The following is a 14,425-nucleotide window of genomic DNA, read 5'->3' as shown; positions in this document are numbered from 1 at the left end:
ATTTGCTCCTGGCAAATTTGTGCCGGACAAATCGGCAGGGCGAGGCGCAATGCGGCGAGCGGGCAGGCCAGGGAAGGACTGCCCAGGACTCGCGAGCGAAGCGGGACGGCGTAGCGTGGCGAGGCCGGTTTGCACGCATCGCGCCCGAAGGGTGCCGGGCAGGATCGCCCGGCATGAATCCAGTTCACAGGGATTGTGAACGGTCGAAACCATCCGTGGTCACTGGACCCCGGCACTCCAATCGCAAACGGGCCTTTAGTCGGCCCCTTCCCTGTCGGGGTGACGACATGGCTTTTGCCCGATGGCGGTCAGGCCCCTTTGAGGGGCCAGCCGTCGAAAGCCACCGGCTTTGCCGGTGGATCGTTTCTTAAACATCTGAAAACGTCCGACCATGGAGTTCTGCCGCGGAAACCGCGGATTGTCTCGATCTCGCGGATCCGCGACGGAGCCGGAGAGCGTCGGGTCGTGCTGCAAAGTCGGTCATCCAACGCAACGCCGAAGAGACCGGAAATTGGTAAATCTTCGTATGCCGCAGGGCGGGAGCATGGGCTCGAAGGCACCGGTTTCCCATGAACCAAGCCTAAGCGCGGAACATTCTCCCTTGCGCAAGATCGAAAATTGCATTGAGACCTCAATCCGATCACTCCGGTGCGCAGGCCCTGTTGTAATCGACGTCGAAGCTGCCAAGGCTTCGGCAGTGATTGAGGCCTCACGGCATTGGGAGTTGTTGCCTCGATTGATAAGGTAAGCTTCCTGGGACGCCTCAAACTCTAATGACGGAGGGAATTATGAAGTCAACACGGAATGTTGTAAGAATCGGGTTCTCGTCTATCGCCATGCTTTTTTTGGCCGGATGCGTATCCGGCCCCAACATGACCTGGTTGCCGGCAGGCGCCATCTCCACCGATATGATTCTCCCCGTTCAAGTCGCCGCCGGCTCGGAAGGCGCTAGGGGACCGGGTCTGAAGCAGGGCACGGCGAGCTGTAAGGCGGTGCTGTTCATCGCGGGTTGGGGGGATTGCAGTGTTCAAGCGGCGGCGGCCGCTGGCGGCATAACCAATATCAGGACTGTCGACTGGCGGTACGAGAGCTATGTCGCGCCTATTTTTTATCGATACACGCTGATCGTGTCCGGAGACTGACCGATTTCGCGACGGGCGGATCGGGTTATGGGAAGACCGTGCGAGGTTCGTGCGCGTAAGGTGGTCATCTCAGGCGAAAAACTGGCGGATCATGTCGCGAATGCGCTGTTGTTCCGGAGATAGCAGTTCCGGGGCGCTATCCTGGAGCCAGCTCAAATATTGTTGAATGACATGTCCGGCTGCCGCGTGATCGGAACTCTGGGTCAAGGTCAGAAAGAGATTCCAGGCCGCGGCCGTCGTGTCGGGGTGCCGATCGCCCAACACGTACCGGCGGACGTCCAATACCTGCTGATGCAGCACTTTCGCCTCGTCGAGATTGCCTAGCGCCCAGAACATCTCCGCCAGGTTGCACAGGGCGGTTAAGGTGTCCGGATGTTCTTTTCCCAGCGTCCGGCAGCATGCGTCGAGCGCCATTTCCTGCAATATTCGAGCTTTGATAAAGTCGCCTGCGAGCCAGAGCGATTCGGCCTCTCGCTGTAGTGTCATTACGTTCTTGAGATCGTCGGACTTCGGAGCCCTGTTTAGGAACGTTTGTACACTGGGTTCGCCGATACGGTTTCCCTGGAATGTACCGAATAAGAGTGGCGGGATGCTGGCACGGACGGCCTTCGCGATCGGCTCGGTTGTGCGCGCAGCCGAATCGTGTTCACCCGGGGAAGGTGGGGGCGAAGCATCGCTATTCTGTTGCGATGCCGCTATTCCCGTCGCCGTGGTGATCAGGCGTGCCAGCTCGACGAGCTGCGATTCGTTTTCCGTTCCCGTCCAATGGAACGGATTATATATGGCGAATTCACGTGATGTAGGTGTGCCGCCATACAGGATGGGAATAAGCGTTTTGCCGCTGTTCAGCGATAGCTCGTGCAGAAGGAGGTCGGAATAGGGAATGTCGGTGTCTGAGGAAGAGGCGGCTTTGGCTTTGTTGCTCCCGTCACCAGTGATCAAGAACAGAATCACCCGGGATTGACGGATATAATCCTTTAGCTGCTCGATACGAGAGCTTTCCGGGCGAGCGTCCCAGTGTTCGACGACGATTCGTTCCGGATGAAAATAGCGGCGCAGGTACCGATAAAGGGCCAATGCCGGAGTGGCTGCGGAGACGTGGTCGTAGCAGATAAAGATATCGCAATGAGGCACAGCCTACTCCGCCTGATTAGTGGATCGGCCTATGCTTACGGTGCTTTCCTCGCAGAAGCTTCCCGGTGCCGATGCTCGCATCCGTGGGCCATCCCTGACCCTCGATATCCTAGTGAGATTAGAGGCGCAAACAACTCGCGCGTCTGTGAAATATTCACATTCCGGAGCTGGCGTCTTTTGACAAACGGCCTACGGCCGTTTGCGCTTCGGTTTTTGCTTGCAGTACCGCATTTTCGATCAGCAGTCGGGCAGTCGCCGCGCTCAAACCATTTCGAGTTCCGGCGGTTTCAAGCCCCGATTCATGCCAGGCCATTTCTTCGACCGCCAGTTGTCGTGCCCCGCTCCAAGCCGCATGCGCCATGAGCGGAGACAGCTTGCCGTCCGGATCGAACCGCTTTATCACATAGTCCGCGATTGAATCCGGGGTGGCCGTGTCCCCGAGTAAACAAATCCCATCCCAAATCAGAGCTCGCACGACGGAGCTCATCTCTTTTTCGTCATATTGTGTCGTCATTCTCGTTATCTCAGATGTCAACGCTGCCCGCCCTGCAGCCGAGGCAGAAACGCATTCATGTTTCGCTTCGAGTCGATGAGCGTGATGCTTCGCTCGGACGGCTCCGCTAAATGCCAAGAAGTCCGGGCGAGCCTTCAAGCAGAAGGCGGTTTGATGGATTTAGCCTGGGAAATAGACCGCATTCGAGGGCTGACCGTCAAGTCGAGTCAGCGGTGTTTGAGCAGTGTCTGAAGCGCCGGTGCTCAAACCGGCCCCATCGCGGGTCGGCGATTCCAACACTAAAACATAGACTTATCGGCAACAACGCGCATCGGCGCGTCAGGTTCGATTCGGTTCTTCGCCAAAGATCAGGGAAAGTCGGCGGAGGGGCGGCGGTGCGTGGGGTTCCGCAGAATAGGCTTTTATCAAGACGCGAACATGGGGCAGAGACTCGGGCGTGAAATAGACGAAGTAAGCCGTTTCATCATCGGACTCGGTTCCATACATGGCCATTCCCTTTGGCCCGTTCCGGGCAATGTAGATGCGCCGGAACGTGCCCCGGATGACGGCTACTTCTCCGCCTTCGTATTCGTCGCGTGTCAGCCGGATGCGATACCAGGTTTCAGATTCCCGTCCGGCTGGGTTTTTTTCGTCCAAGGATCTTTACTCTATCCGTAATGTCCTTTTATTAGACCTTGCCTGGTCCGCCGGATTCTCATGCGTCGTAGCGAGTTGTCGCCGGCCCTATCTATCTCTTATAGGACTTACGCAAAACGGCTTTTGGTACCCTCTCCCTCAGGGAGAGGGTTAGGGTGAGGGGATTAAAAAATAAGGAATTCTCTCTTCTAGATCCCCTCATCCCAACCTTCTCCCGGAGGGAGAAGGGGCAAAATGCGTAAGTCCTGTCTTATAGAGTATCCGCGGCAAAATCCGCCAGGCGGGAGCGCTCGCCCCGCTTCAAGGTGATGTGGGCCGCATGGGGCCAGTCCTTGAACCGATCGACCACGTAGGTAAGCCCCGACGTCGTGCCGGTCAGGTAAGGGGTATCGATCTGGGCGATGTTGCCGAGACAGACGATCTTGCTGCCGGGACCGGCCCGGGTAATCAGCGTCTTCATCTGCTTCGACGTCAGGTTTTGCGCCTCGTCGAGAATGATGAAGCGATTCAGGAAAGTGCGTCCGCGCATGAAGTTGAGAGAACGCATCTTGACGCGGTTCAACAGCAAGGTGTTGGTGGCCTGCCGCTCCCAAGTGGAGCCGTTTTCATGGCTGCTCAACAACTCCAGATTATCGAGCAGCGCACCCATCCAGGGCGTCATCTTTTCCTCCTCGGTGCCGGGCAGAAATCCGATGTCTTCGCCCAAAGGGATCGTTTCCCGTGTCATCACGATTTCTCGGTAGATTTTCTGCTCGAGCGTCATGGCAAGACCAGCCGCCAGAGTCAGCAATGTCTTGCCGGTTCCGGCGGTGCCCAGCAGGGTGACGAAGTCGATCTCCGGATCAAGCAGCACATTGAAGGCAAAATTCTGCTCCCGGTTGCGCGCCTGAATGCCCCACACCGCGTGCTGCGGGGTTCGGTAGTCGCGGGCCAGTTCGATGATGGCACTGCCGCTCTCCTTGCTGCGGACGATGGCTTCGAAATTCGATTCGTCGGGAAGGTAAAGAAACTGATTGGGATACCAGTCTTTCAACGATGGACCGGAGACGCGGTAAAAGGTACGGCCCTGTTGGTCCTGCCAGGAGTCCATCTTGCTGCCGTGGGTTTCCCAGAAATCGAGCGGGAGCTCGAACGCTCCGCTGTATAGCAGATTGATGTCGTCCAGTACCTGATCGCTGTGGTAGTCCTCGGCCCGTATTCCGAGCACCGAGGCCTTGATCCGCATATTGATGTCTTTCGACACCAGCACCACCTGGGTTTCCGGTTGTTCTTCCGACAAGGCCAGCATGGTGGCGAGTATGGAATTGTCCGGCAAATCGCCGGGCAGGCTTTCCGGAAGCACCGAGTCCATGCGCCGAACCTGAAAAAACAAGCGTCCGCTGCATTTTTCGTCGATTCGGGACGCGTATTGCAGTTGATTTAGAGGAATACCGTTGCTGATCGCATGGATATCGGCGTGTTGGATCAATTCGTCCAGAAAGCGGCTGGCCTGACGGGCATTGCGGGCGACGTCCGACAGGCCCTTTTTCGAATGGTCCAATTCTTCCAGCACGATCATGGGGATGTATATGTCGTGCTCCTGAAAGCGGAACAGCGAGGCCGGATCGTGCATCAGCACGTTGGTATCGAGTATGAAAAGCTTGCGCTCTGGGGTTTGATCTTGGGTCATATTGTATTGCGGTTGGAATACGGGGATCGCGGACTGAAAGGGCGCGTTAGCGGCCGATCAATTCCCGGATTTTTCCCAGAACCTCTGTTGCATGGCCTTTGACGCTGACTTTCCGCCATTCGGCGGCAATCGCGCCGGCCGGGTCGACGAGAAAGGTGCTGCGCTCGATGCCTCGGACCTGCTTGCCGTACATGTTTTTCATCTTGATGACGTCATACAGCTTACAGATCGTTTCGTCCTGGTCGGAAATCAGTTCGAACGGAAATTCGAACTTGCATTTGAAGTTTTCGTGGGACTTTACTGTGTCGCGCGAGATGCCCAGAATCTCGGCATTCAAATCCTGAAATTCGGCGTACAGATCGCGAAAATCTTGTCCTTCCTGCGTACAGCCGGGCGTGTTGTCTTTGGGATAGAAGTAAAGGACGACGTACTTATCTCGATAATCCTGAAGCGTGATGGTCTTGCCCGAAGTGCCCGGAGCCGAAAAATTCGGCGCGGCATGGCCCGGAGAGGTTGTGGTCATGATGATTCCGATTTTAGCGTTTTACGGGTTCGAGTATGGCATCCAGGTTCTGCTGATCGCAGAAGTCCAGGAATTCGTCGCGCAGCGAGACGATGCGCATTCCGGTCGGGATTTTGACGACCATATGCGCGAGAAACAATGGGGTACCGCTGAAGGGAGCCGGATAGCGGCTGGTGCTGAGATCCAGAATTTTGATGTTGCGGCTGGCAAGAAACACGCTGAGCTCGTGAATGCTGTTGATTTGATCGGTGGCGAAGATGTCGATCGCATAGGGCAGGGTATTGTCTTCTCTATCTTCCGGCTCACGTCCGCGCAGCGTGTTGATCTTCATCGCAAAGCGGTTGGCCAGATTTTCGAATGCGCTTTCCAGCCGCACGATATGATTCCAATTGCCTTCGACCAATAAATGGCCGGCGAATTCATGCCCCAGCTCGGTCATGCGGCTTTCGAGAATCGTGCATTTGCAGTCCTTGATGGCGCGGGTGATTTCCACGATCAGATCCGGGCGATCTTCGCCAAGGACGGTGATGACGAGCTGCATAGACGTGTTGTTTCTCTTCATGAAAAAATGCGAAAAGTGTATCACTTTCATCCAGTTGGTGCCGCAGCCGGCGGAGCTTCGATTCCCGCCGGGTTTCCCGCGGTTACACGGCTTACGCGGTTGTCAGATGCCGGCGGCGCACGGTAACATGTTCTTTTTATTGAACCGAGTTAAGTTGCATGATTCAAGGTAGCATCGTCGCGTTGGTGACCCCGATGAAACGGGACGGCACACTGGACGACGAAAGTTTGAGCCGTTTGATCGAATTTCATATCGAACAGGGAACCGATGCCATCGTTGCCGTGGGAACCACCGGAGAATCGGCGACTCTCGATGAGGCGGAGCACTGCCGCGTTATTCAATTTGTAGTGGACCGGGTCGGCGGCAGGATTCCCGTAATTGCCGGCACCGGCGCCAATTCCACCACCGAAGCGATCAACCTGACGGCGCGAGCCAAGGACGCGGGGGCGGATGCCTGTCTGTTGGTGACGCCTTATTACAATAAGCCCACGCAGGAAGGACTTTATCTTCACTATAAAGCCGTTGCCGAGGCGGTGGACATCCCTCAGATTCTTTATAACGTTCCCGGCCGAACCGCGTGCGACATGCTGCCTGCAACGGTCGCGCGTCTTGCCCAAATTCCCAATATTGTCGGCATCAAAGAGGCCACTGGCAATTTGGATCGGGAGAGAGAGATTATGCGCTTGTGCGGTCCGGATTTCCTCCTTTATTCGGGCGATGATGCAACCGCGTGCGAGTTCTGTCTCCTCGGAGGAAAAGGGGTGATTTCGGTAACGGCCAACGTGGCGCCCAAGCTGATGCACGAGATGTGCGCCGCGGCGATCGCCGGCGATGCGGAGACCGCCCGCGCCATCGATGCCAAGCTGGCCGCTCTCCATCGCGATTTGTTCATCGAATCGAATCCCATCCCGGCCAAATGGGCGGTGCACGAACTGGGACTTATCGACGCAGGCATTCGCCTGCCGCTGACTTGGCTGTCGGAAAGCTGCCGTGAGCCGGTGCGCAGCGCGATGCGCCAAGCCGGTGTGATCTAACGTTTAATGCAACATGAATCGATTCGTTCCCAGAGCGGTTATTTTGGCCTCAAGCGTTTTCGTCTTGAGCGGTTGCAGTTTCGTTGCCGGGCTGTTTCCCGATAAGCAGAAACAATATAAGTACAGCTCAGAGATTCCCGCCTTGGAAATCCCGCCGGATTTGCAGGCATCGACCATCGAAGGGGGCGACGAGCGACCCGCGGCGGGTGAAAACAGGGATCGCTCGGATCGGTACAGTCCGGCCGCGGAGACACAAACCAAGGCCGACGATCAGCCGAGTGGATCACAGGCCACGTTAGCGCAAAATTCCGAAGACATTCCGCTGATCGAGCTCGAAGCGCCCTATGCCGAGGCCTGGAACGATGTGGGCAAGGCGCTTGGCCGGCTCAGGCTGGAAGTCAGCGATCAAAACCGGTCGGACGGAGTCTATTATGTCTATTTCAGCGGTGACGATAAGCCTTACGAAGACCGCGGGTTCCTGGGCGACATCGGTTCCTTCTTCACGGGTTCCGAAACGCCCGCGAAGGAATATCGCGTCAAGTTGGAGGACAGGCGGGACGTAGTCGTGATCTATGTTCTCGACCAAGAAGGCAAGCCTCAGAGCGAAGGGCCGGGATTCGAGCTGCTCAAGCGGTTGCACCAAACCCTGCAGTCGCTCGGAGAACCCCAGGAACCGGAAAAGGAATAACTTTTCCGCGTTGTTTCCAACAAGCGATAAGTATTATCGCTGACCATAGTTGAAAGTCAGACCATGTTTGCCAAGTTTCCCGGCCCTCCCGCCCTCTCAGCATTTCGCTTGCAAAAGCTGTTGACCGATCTTCAGAGCGTCGAGCCGTCCATTATCGAAGTCTCGGCCGCTTACGTGCATTTTGCCGAGATCAAGCGCGCGTTGAATGGGTTGGAGAAACGTACCCTGGAAAGCGTATTGGCTTACGGGCCGGCGCACGATTCACGCAGCGCCGCGGGCGACTATTTTTTGGTGGTGCCGCGAATCGGCACGATCTCCCCTTGGTCCAGCAAGGCGACCGATATCGTGCGGCGTAGCAATCTGGCCGCCGTTCTGCGTGTGGAAAGGGGAATCGAATACCGCATCCGCAGCGCCAACGAAATTAAGCTCTCCAATCGAGATGCCATAAAGGCTTTGATCCATGACCGGATGACCCAAACGGTGCTCACGCGGGGACAGGAGGAACTGCTGTTCCAACACCATGCTCCGGCGCCGATGGAATACATTCCTTTGCTCGAAGAGGGGAAATGGGCGCTGATCAAGGCAAACCGCAGGCTTGGGTTGGCTTTGTCCGAGGATGAATTGGATTATTTGGTCGAAAGCTTCACGGCGCTTCGACGGAATCCGTCCGACGTCGAACTGATGATGTTTGCCCAGGCCAACTCCGAACATTGCCGGCACAAAATTTTCAACGCCAACTGGCGCATCGACGGCGAGACTCGAAGCGAAACCCTGTTCGGCATGATCAGAAACACGACCGAGCAGTCTCCGGAAGGAGTTCTATCCGCATACCGGGATAATGCCGCCGTCGTTCGGGGCAGCACCGCGAACGTGTTTCTGCGCGACACGGAAACGCTGGAATACAGTTATCGAGAGGAACCGGTACATATTCTGATGAAGGTGGAGACCCATAATCATCCGACCGCCGTTTCTCCTCATCCCGGTGCCGCGACCGGTTCCGGAGGTGAAATTCGCGATGAAGCGGCTACCGGACGGGGGTCGCAAACCAAAGCCGGACTCACCGGCTTTTCCGTATCCCACCTTCGCATCCCGGGATTCGAGCAGCCGTGGGAACGGGATCACGGCAAGCCGGACCGGATCGCCTCCGCCCTCGAAATCATGCTGCAAGGACCGATCGGCGGGGCGGCGTTCAACAATGAATTCGGCCGCCCTAACTTGTGCGGCTATTTCCGCGCATTCGAACAGCCGGCTCCGGACGGTTCAGGGCTGCATGGCTATCACAAGCCGATCATGATCGCCGGCGGAATGGGAAATATCCGGCCGCAGCATCTCGCCAAGGAAACGATCCCGCCCGGCGCGCCCATCGTGGTACTCGGCGGCCCCGCCATGCTCATCGGTCTTGGCGGTGGAGCCGCATCTTCCGTGGCATCGGGGGAGAGCGCCGAGGATTTGGACTTCGCGTCCGTCCAGCGGGAAAACCCCGAGATGCAGCGGCGCTGCCAGGAAGTGATCAACCGCTGCACCGCGTTGGGCGAGGACAACCCAATCTTGTCCATCCACGATGTCGGCGCCGGCGGGTTGTCGAATGCAGTGCCCGAGGTCATTCACGACTCGGGTCGGGGCGGGCGTTTCGAACTGCGGAACATACTCATCGACGAGCCGGGCATGTCACCGATGCAGATTTGGTGCAACGAATCGCAGGAACGATACGTGCTCGCGCTCAAACCGGAGGCAGTGGACCGATTTCGGGCCTTCTGCGAGCGCGAGCGCTGTCCCTATGCCGTGATCGGCTACGCGACGGAAGAAGAGCGCCTGGTCCTCAGCGACAGTCAATTCGGTACCCACCCGATCGATATTCCCATGGCGCTGCTATTCGGCAAGCCGCCGAAGATGCGGCGCGATGTCACGAGAAATCGTGGCGCGCAATCTCCCATTTGCCGTGATGGCATAGCAATCCGCGAGGCGGCTCGGCGAGTATTGAATTTTCCTGCCGTAGCGGATAAGCGTTTTTTGATCACGATCGGGGATCGTTCGGTCGGTGGTTTGGTGGCGCGCGATCAAATGGTCGGACCATGGCAGGTACCGGTCGCGGACGTAGCGGTGACGGTCTCGGGTTTTCGGGCGTATACCGGCGAAGCGATGGCCATGGGGGAGCGTACGCCCTTGGCGGTCATCGATGCCCCGGCATCCGGCCGCATGGCTGTCGGAGAGGCTTTGACCAATATCGCAGCCGCCAGTATCGGCTCCTTAAGCCAGGTGAAGCTTTCCGCCAACTGGATGGCGGCAGCCGGCGCGTCCGGTGAAGACGCCAAGCTGTTCGATACGGTAAAAGCTGTTGGTCTGGACCTGTGTCCCGCCTTGGGCATCGCCATTCCGGTTGGGAAAGATTCGCTGTCCATGAAAACGGTATGGCGGCAGAACGAACGCGATGTCGTCATGACGTCGCCGCTGTCGCTGATCATTTCAGCATTCGCGCCGGTCATTGACGTTCGCCGCACCTTGACGCCGGAGCTACGGCTCGACTGCGGTCCGACGCGCCTGATTCTGATCGATCTCGGCCAGGGCAGGAATCGATTGGGCGGTTCCGCCCTGGCTCAAGTCTACGGACAAATGGGGGGCGAATCCCCGGATCTCGACGATCCGGCGTTGTTCAAATCCTTTTTCGCCGCAATCCAATCCTTGAACGAGGACGGCCGGTTGCTGGCTTATCATGACCGGTCCGACGGCGGGTTGTTCGCGACGCTCTCCGAAATGGCTTTCGCGGCACGTTGCGGCCTCGAAATCGACATTTCCGCTCTTGGCGAAGACGCGGTTGCTGCGCTGTTTTGCGAAGAATTGGGGGCCGTGGTGCAGGTTCGCGAGACAGACTTGAGCGCGGTCACGGAGCTGCTCGATCGGTCGGGGCTCCACGGGATCAGCCATGTTATCGGCATGCCCAATACCGACAAGCAAATCGCGTTCTGGCGGGGCGATGAGATCTTGCTGTCGCAGTCCCGCGCCGAACTGCAGCGGACTTGGGCGGAAACCAGCTATCGCATGCAGGCCTTGCGCGATAATCCGGACTGCGCACGGCAGGAATTCGAAGCCATCGTGGACGAGAACGACCCCGGCCTTAGCGCCGAGCTGAGCTTCGATCCCGACGGCGATGTCGCTGCGCCTTTTATTGCTAAAGGTCGTCCGCGCGTGGCGATACTCCGGGAACAGGGCGTGAATGGCCATGTGGAGATGGCGGCGGCGTTCGACCGCGCCGGCTTCACGGCGGTAGATGTGCATATGAGCGATATCCTGTCGGGACACGCGAGCCTTCACGATTTCGTCGGTTTGGCCGCTTGCGGTGGATTTTCTTATGGCGACGTCTTGGGCGCCGGGGGCGGTTGGGCGAAATCGATATTGCTCAATAGCCGTGGCCGCGACGAATTCCAGGCGTTCTTCGAACGGCAGGATACATTCGGTCTGGGCGTTTGCAACGGCTGCCAGATGATGTCACATCTCGCTGGGTTGATTCCCGGCGCCGTGCACTGGCCACGCTTCGTCCGCAACGAGTCGGAGCAATTCGAAGCGCGCGTCGCATTGGTGGAAGTCCAGCGGTCGCCGTCCATCTTGTTTGCCGGCATGGAAGGATCGCGCATCCCGGTTGTCGTCTCGCACGGCGAAGGGCGGGCCGAATTTCACGACGATGCGCGCAAGGCGCTCAGCCTCGGCGTAGTCTCGCTCTGTTACACGGATACTTACGGAAAAATTACCGAGGCATTTCCACATAATCCGAACGGCTCGCCGCTGGGGATTACCGGTTTGACTACCCTTGACGGTCGCTTCACCATCATGATGCCGCATCCGGAACGGTGCTTCCGTACCGTGCAGAATTCCTGGCATCCGAGGACATGGGGCGAGTACGGTCCGTGGATGCGTCTGTTTCGAAATGCAAGGGTCTGGGTCGGCTGATTCGCGAGTACTTGAAAAACCAGGTCTCACCTCCATATTGGGTTTAGAGCAGAAACTCTTCCAACAAAGGAGATCATCACGATGACTCGATATGAGCCCTGGAGTCTTTTGAATCAGCTCCAAAGAGAGTTGGAGCGTTCATTCGAAGGCGCCCGCCCCGGTACCGACACCGCGGCCACCGCGGAATGGACTCCCGCCGTGGACATCAAAGAGGAGCCGGACCGCTATATCCTCTGGGCCGATCTTCCCGGCGTAAGCTCGGACAGCATCGATATCATGATGGAGAACGGCATACTGACGCTGAAAGGCGAGCGGCAAACCGAGGCTACAGTCCGCCGCGAAGGGCTGAAACGCGTCGAGCGGGTTTATGGGTCTTTTCATCGCCGCTTCTCGCTGCCGGATACGGCCGATGCAGAAGGCATCACGGCGCGCTGCAAAAACGGTGTACTGGAAATTTCCATACCGAAGAAAGCCGCCACACAGCCGAAGAAGATCAACGTGGTCGGCGAGAGTTAAAGAGTTAAGAAGAGGAGGGCAGCGCGGTTTCCGTTTTAGAGAAAAATCGTCGCCAAGCCATCCTCGCTTTCCGCAATTCGCGCTGGAGATGAGAGCCGAGCCTCACCGTATCCGTTCGGTTCTCGAAATGATGAACCTGACGGGGACGAGTTCCCGTCAGGTGTTCCCGAGTCCTTCGTCGAGCGTCACGCAGCCTGTGTCGCTAATCATCAAATGACTCCCGATCCTATTGGGGATTTTTCGAGGCTCTTTGCCGGCTCCTCTGCGGTTTCGCTTGTGCCTTCTGCGAATCGCTCCCTCTTTGTGTAGTCCGTCTTGCCGGACTTCTCGGTTTTTCTTTTGTGGTTGCCGATGCTGCTGCAATGTTTTCGGCAACGGCCGCTCCGGTAGTTGGGACGTGCTTTTCGGTTAAATCCAAACTGCTCTCAGGCCGATCCGCGACGCGAGACAAGCGTTCGCCAAATGCAAAAATAAAATAAACCAGTATCGAGAGTAGCAAGAGCGACAGCAGAACGGGAGGCTCGACTAGGAGAAGAAAGGCAAACGTAACGATAAAGAGACTGGTTTGGATAGGATGATCCAATATGATGGCGAGCGATTTCTGCCAGTCAATGATGCGGGTTCCAGACTCAGGTTCCTTTACGGTATTCATGTCCGCACTCCGTTGACTGAGTTAGCGGCACTGGCACCAGCGAACATGATTTCGGCGTAGCGGTGGTACGGCTCCATCATCGAGCCGTTACAAGCGGTCTTGTTGTCGCCGCACGATAGTGCGACGACCAAGCAATCGGTGATTTTTCCCATCGTCTTCTCCTCTTCAGTGAAAGAAGAACTTATTGAAGTAAGGTTAGGGTTGTTGCTCTAACTGGTGGAGCCCCAACTTTCGGTCAAGGCTGTTTTTCAGCGCTGGAGCCGGATACGAACGATTTTGCGCTGAAGAACATTGCCAGATAAACCAAGCCTGCGAGCAGCAAGAATCGGAGCAGCAGGGGCTCTCGTCCGAAGCTCAACAAAGCAAAATCCGTCACGAACAGGCTGGTCAGCAGCGGATAATTCAAAAAAACCTCTCCGTTCAGACGCTCGAAAATCGTCTTCAGGCTGACGCCTGACTTCGACCTAGGGGACGACAAATCGGACATATGTTTCTCCCGAAAATTAGCGATCCAAATACGGTTTGCATCGGGACCAACGGTGTATTCCAAAGTACTCGAATGTTATCGAGCCTACTTCTTGACGAATTCAGGGTTCTGATAAATGACCGTTGGAGTGAAGCTGGAACCCGGATACTTGGGATCTGCGTGGGTATCGGAGTGGCTATCGGCGGAAGAGTTTGAGTCTGTTTGGGCGATCAATTGGTGATCCTGATAAATCACCGAGGGTTTGAAGTGGTGCGCAGGATAACGAGAGTCCTCGTCGGAGAGGGCGCAGGGCGCCACGGTTATGAGTAGACTCGTACTCAAAACTAAGGTGCTGATTTTTCGCATGTGCAGTTCCTCCTCGAAATTTTTCTTATGTGTCAAAACTGAATGTTACCCTCAGCCGAGGGTAGTACTTCGGGTTTTGCATGGCCGCGCATTATAGCAACCAGGTGAATAGTGTGTTGCGCGCAATTGAAGATTATCTTGTAAGCACCGAATGATAACAACGTTGTTTTTAGATCGAATTACGATGCGAAAGTGTTGGTGAGCCGTTTCGATGCCTATTCGCGTCGTAGAGCGCGTTCAACCTTCGCGTCGGCGGCCACGACTGAACCGGACTCATGGTGGACATGTCTTCAAGCGGTCGCGCTCAATCCCAGATCGCTGCCCCGTTGCTCTCTATAACCTGCCGGAAAAACGATGCGCTGGCTTTGGGAGTCCTCTTCTGAGTGCGGTAATCGACATGTACTAAGCCGAACCGCTTGGAAAAACCGCAGGCCCATTCGAAATTGTCGAGCAGAGACCAGGCGAAATAGCCTTTCAAATTAGCGCCCTCCCGAATGGCTTCATGCGCCGCGCGGAGATGGGTCCGAAAATAGTCGATTCGGCGCAGGTCTTCTAGATATCCTTTCGCCGGTGCCGGATCG

General features: G+C 56.8%; 16 protein-coding genes. 5 read left to right on the top strand and 11 right to left on the bottom strand.

From position 1 onward, the window contains the following. The first annotated feature begins 788 nt into the window (after window positions 1–788). Window positions 789–1,142 (top strand): TRL domain-containing protein, encoded by a 354-nt coding sequence (locus ABJK70_RS10375; protein WP_166642705.1) that lies wholly within the window; start codon window positions 789–791, stop codon window positions 1,140–1,142. A 69-nt stretch (window positions 1,143–1,211) separates the two neighbouring features. Here the strand turns inward: ABJK70_RS10375 and ABJK70_RS10370 are convergent, their stop codons facing one another. The 6 genes from ABJK70_RS10370 to ABJK70_RS10345 form a co-directional block, all read right to left on the bottom strand. After that, a complete protein-coding gene (locus tag ABJK70_RS10370; RefSeq protein WP_086134597.1) occupies window positions 1,212–2,276 on the bottom strand; it encodes a tetratricopeptide repeat protein in 1,065 nt (354 codons plus the stop codon). Between the two features lie 154 nt (window positions 2,277–2,430). Next, on the bottom strand, window positions 2,431–2,790 hold the full coding sequence (locus ABJK70_RS10365; RefSeq protein ID WP_133718976.1) for a hypothetical protein: 360 nt from the start codon (window positions 2,788–2,790) through the stop codon (window positions 2,431–2,433). Between the two features lie 318 nt (window positions 2,791–3,108). Continuing rightward, complete coding sequence (locus tag ABJK70_RS10360; protein WP_077731352.1) at window positions 3,109–3,426, bottom strand: hypothetical protein; 318 nt, start codon at window positions 3,424–3,426, stop codon at window positions 3,109–3,111. Window positions 3,427–3,676: 250 nt separating this feature from the next. After that, window positions 3,677–5,095 carry a PhoH family protein gene (locus ABJK70_RS10355; RefSeq protein ID WP_077731351.1) on the bottom strand — a complete coding sequence of 473 codons (1,419 nt, stop codon included), beginning with the start codon at window positions 5,093–5,095 and terminating at the stop codon, window positions 3,677–3,679. A 46-nt stretch (window positions 5,096–5,141) separates the two neighbouring features. Further along, window positions 5,142–5,618, bottom strand: coding sequence for a peroxiredoxin (locus tag ABJK70_RS10350; protein ID WP_347257945.1), 477 nt, complete (start codon window positions 5,616–5,618; stop codon window positions 5,142–5,144). A gap of 13 nt (window positions 5,619–5,631) precedes the next feature. Beyond that, on the bottom strand, window positions 5,632–6,180 hold the full coding sequence (locus ABJK70_RS10345) for an ACT domain-containing protein (RefSeq protein WP_240502577.1): 549 nt from the start codon (window positions 6,178–6,180) through the stop codon (window positions 5,632–5,634). Between the two features lie 158 nt (window positions 6,181–6,338). On the opposite strand from ABJK70_RS10345, the gene dapA reads away from it, so the two are divergent. From dapA to ABJK70_RS10325, 4 genes are all read left to right on the top strand, one after another. Further along, the gene (gene dapA / locus ABJK70_RS10340; RefSeq protein ID WP_077731349.1) at window positions 6,339–7,214 is read left to right on the top strand and encodes a 4-hydroxy-tetrahydrodipicolinate synthase; all 876 of its coding nucleotides are present in this window, start codon (window positions 6,339–6,341) and stop codon (window positions 7,212–7,214) included. 13 nt (window positions 7,215–7,227) lie between these two features. After that, a complete protein-coding gene (bamC, locus tag ABJK70_RS10335) occupies window positions 7,228–7,902 on the top strand; it encodes an outer membrane protein assembly factor BamC (RefSeq protein WP_347257944.1) in 675 nt (224 codons plus the stop codon). 63 nt (window positions 7,903–7,965) lie between these two features. Further along, complete coding sequence (gene purL / locus ABJK70_RS10330; RefSeq protein WP_347257943.1) at window positions 7,966–11,844, top strand: phosphoribosylformylglycinamidine synthase; 3,879 nt, start codon at window positions 7,966–7,968, stop codon at window positions 11,842–11,844. Window positions 11,845–11,919: 75 nt separating this feature from the next. After that, complete coding sequence (locus tag ABJK70_RS10325; RefSeq protein ID WP_077731346.1) at window positions 11,920–12,360, top strand: Hsp20/alpha crystallin family protein; 441 nt, start codon at window positions 11,920–11,922, stop codon at window positions 12,358–12,360. A gap of 226 nt (window positions 12,361–12,586) precedes the next feature. Here ABJK70_RS10325 and ABJK70_RS10320 read toward each other — a convergent pair whose 3' ends face one another. From ABJK70_RS10320 to ABJK70_RS10300, 5 genes are all read right to left on the bottom strand, one after another. Then, complete coding sequence (locus tag ABJK70_RS10320) at window positions 12,587–13,012, bottom strand: hypothetical protein (protein WP_347257942.1); 426 nt, start codon at window positions 13,010–13,012, stop codon at window positions 12,587–12,589. Then, complete coding sequence (locus ABJK70_RS10315; RefSeq protein ID WP_156881766.1) at window positions 13,009–13,164, bottom strand: hypothetical protein; 156 nt, start codon at window positions 13,162–13,164, stop codon at window positions 13,009–13,011. The genes ABJK70_RS10320 and ABJK70_RS10315 overlap by 4 nt, the downstream gene beginning before the upstream one ends. Window positions 13,165–13,247: 83 nt before the next feature. Then, a complete protein-coding gene (locus ABJK70_RS10310; protein ID WP_077731344.1) occupies window positions 13,248–13,499 on the bottom strand; it encodes a hypothetical protein in 252 nt (83 codons plus the stop codon). A gap of 84 nt (window positions 13,500–13,583) precedes the next feature. Beyond that, window positions 13,584–13,844 (bottom strand): hypothetical protein, encoded by a 261-nt coding sequence (locus ABJK70_RS10305; protein WP_077731343.1) that lies wholly within the window; start codon window positions 13,842–13,844, stop codon window positions 13,584–13,586. 304 nt (window positions 13,845–14,148) lie between these two features. Continuing rightward, window positions 14,149–14,425, bottom strand: a 277-nt coding sequence (locus ABJK70_RS10300) for a family 1 glycosylhydrolase (protein WP_347257941.1), incomplete at its 5' end; no start/stop codon positions are given.

Origin of the sequence: Methylocaldum sp. (assembly GCF_039794385.1) — a bacterium.
GTDB lineage: Bacteria > Pseudomonadota > Gammaproteobacteria > Methylococcales > Methylococcaceae > Methylocaldum.
Note: the sequence above shows the minus strand (reverse complement) of the source record. Positions and strands in the feature narration are given on the sequence as shown.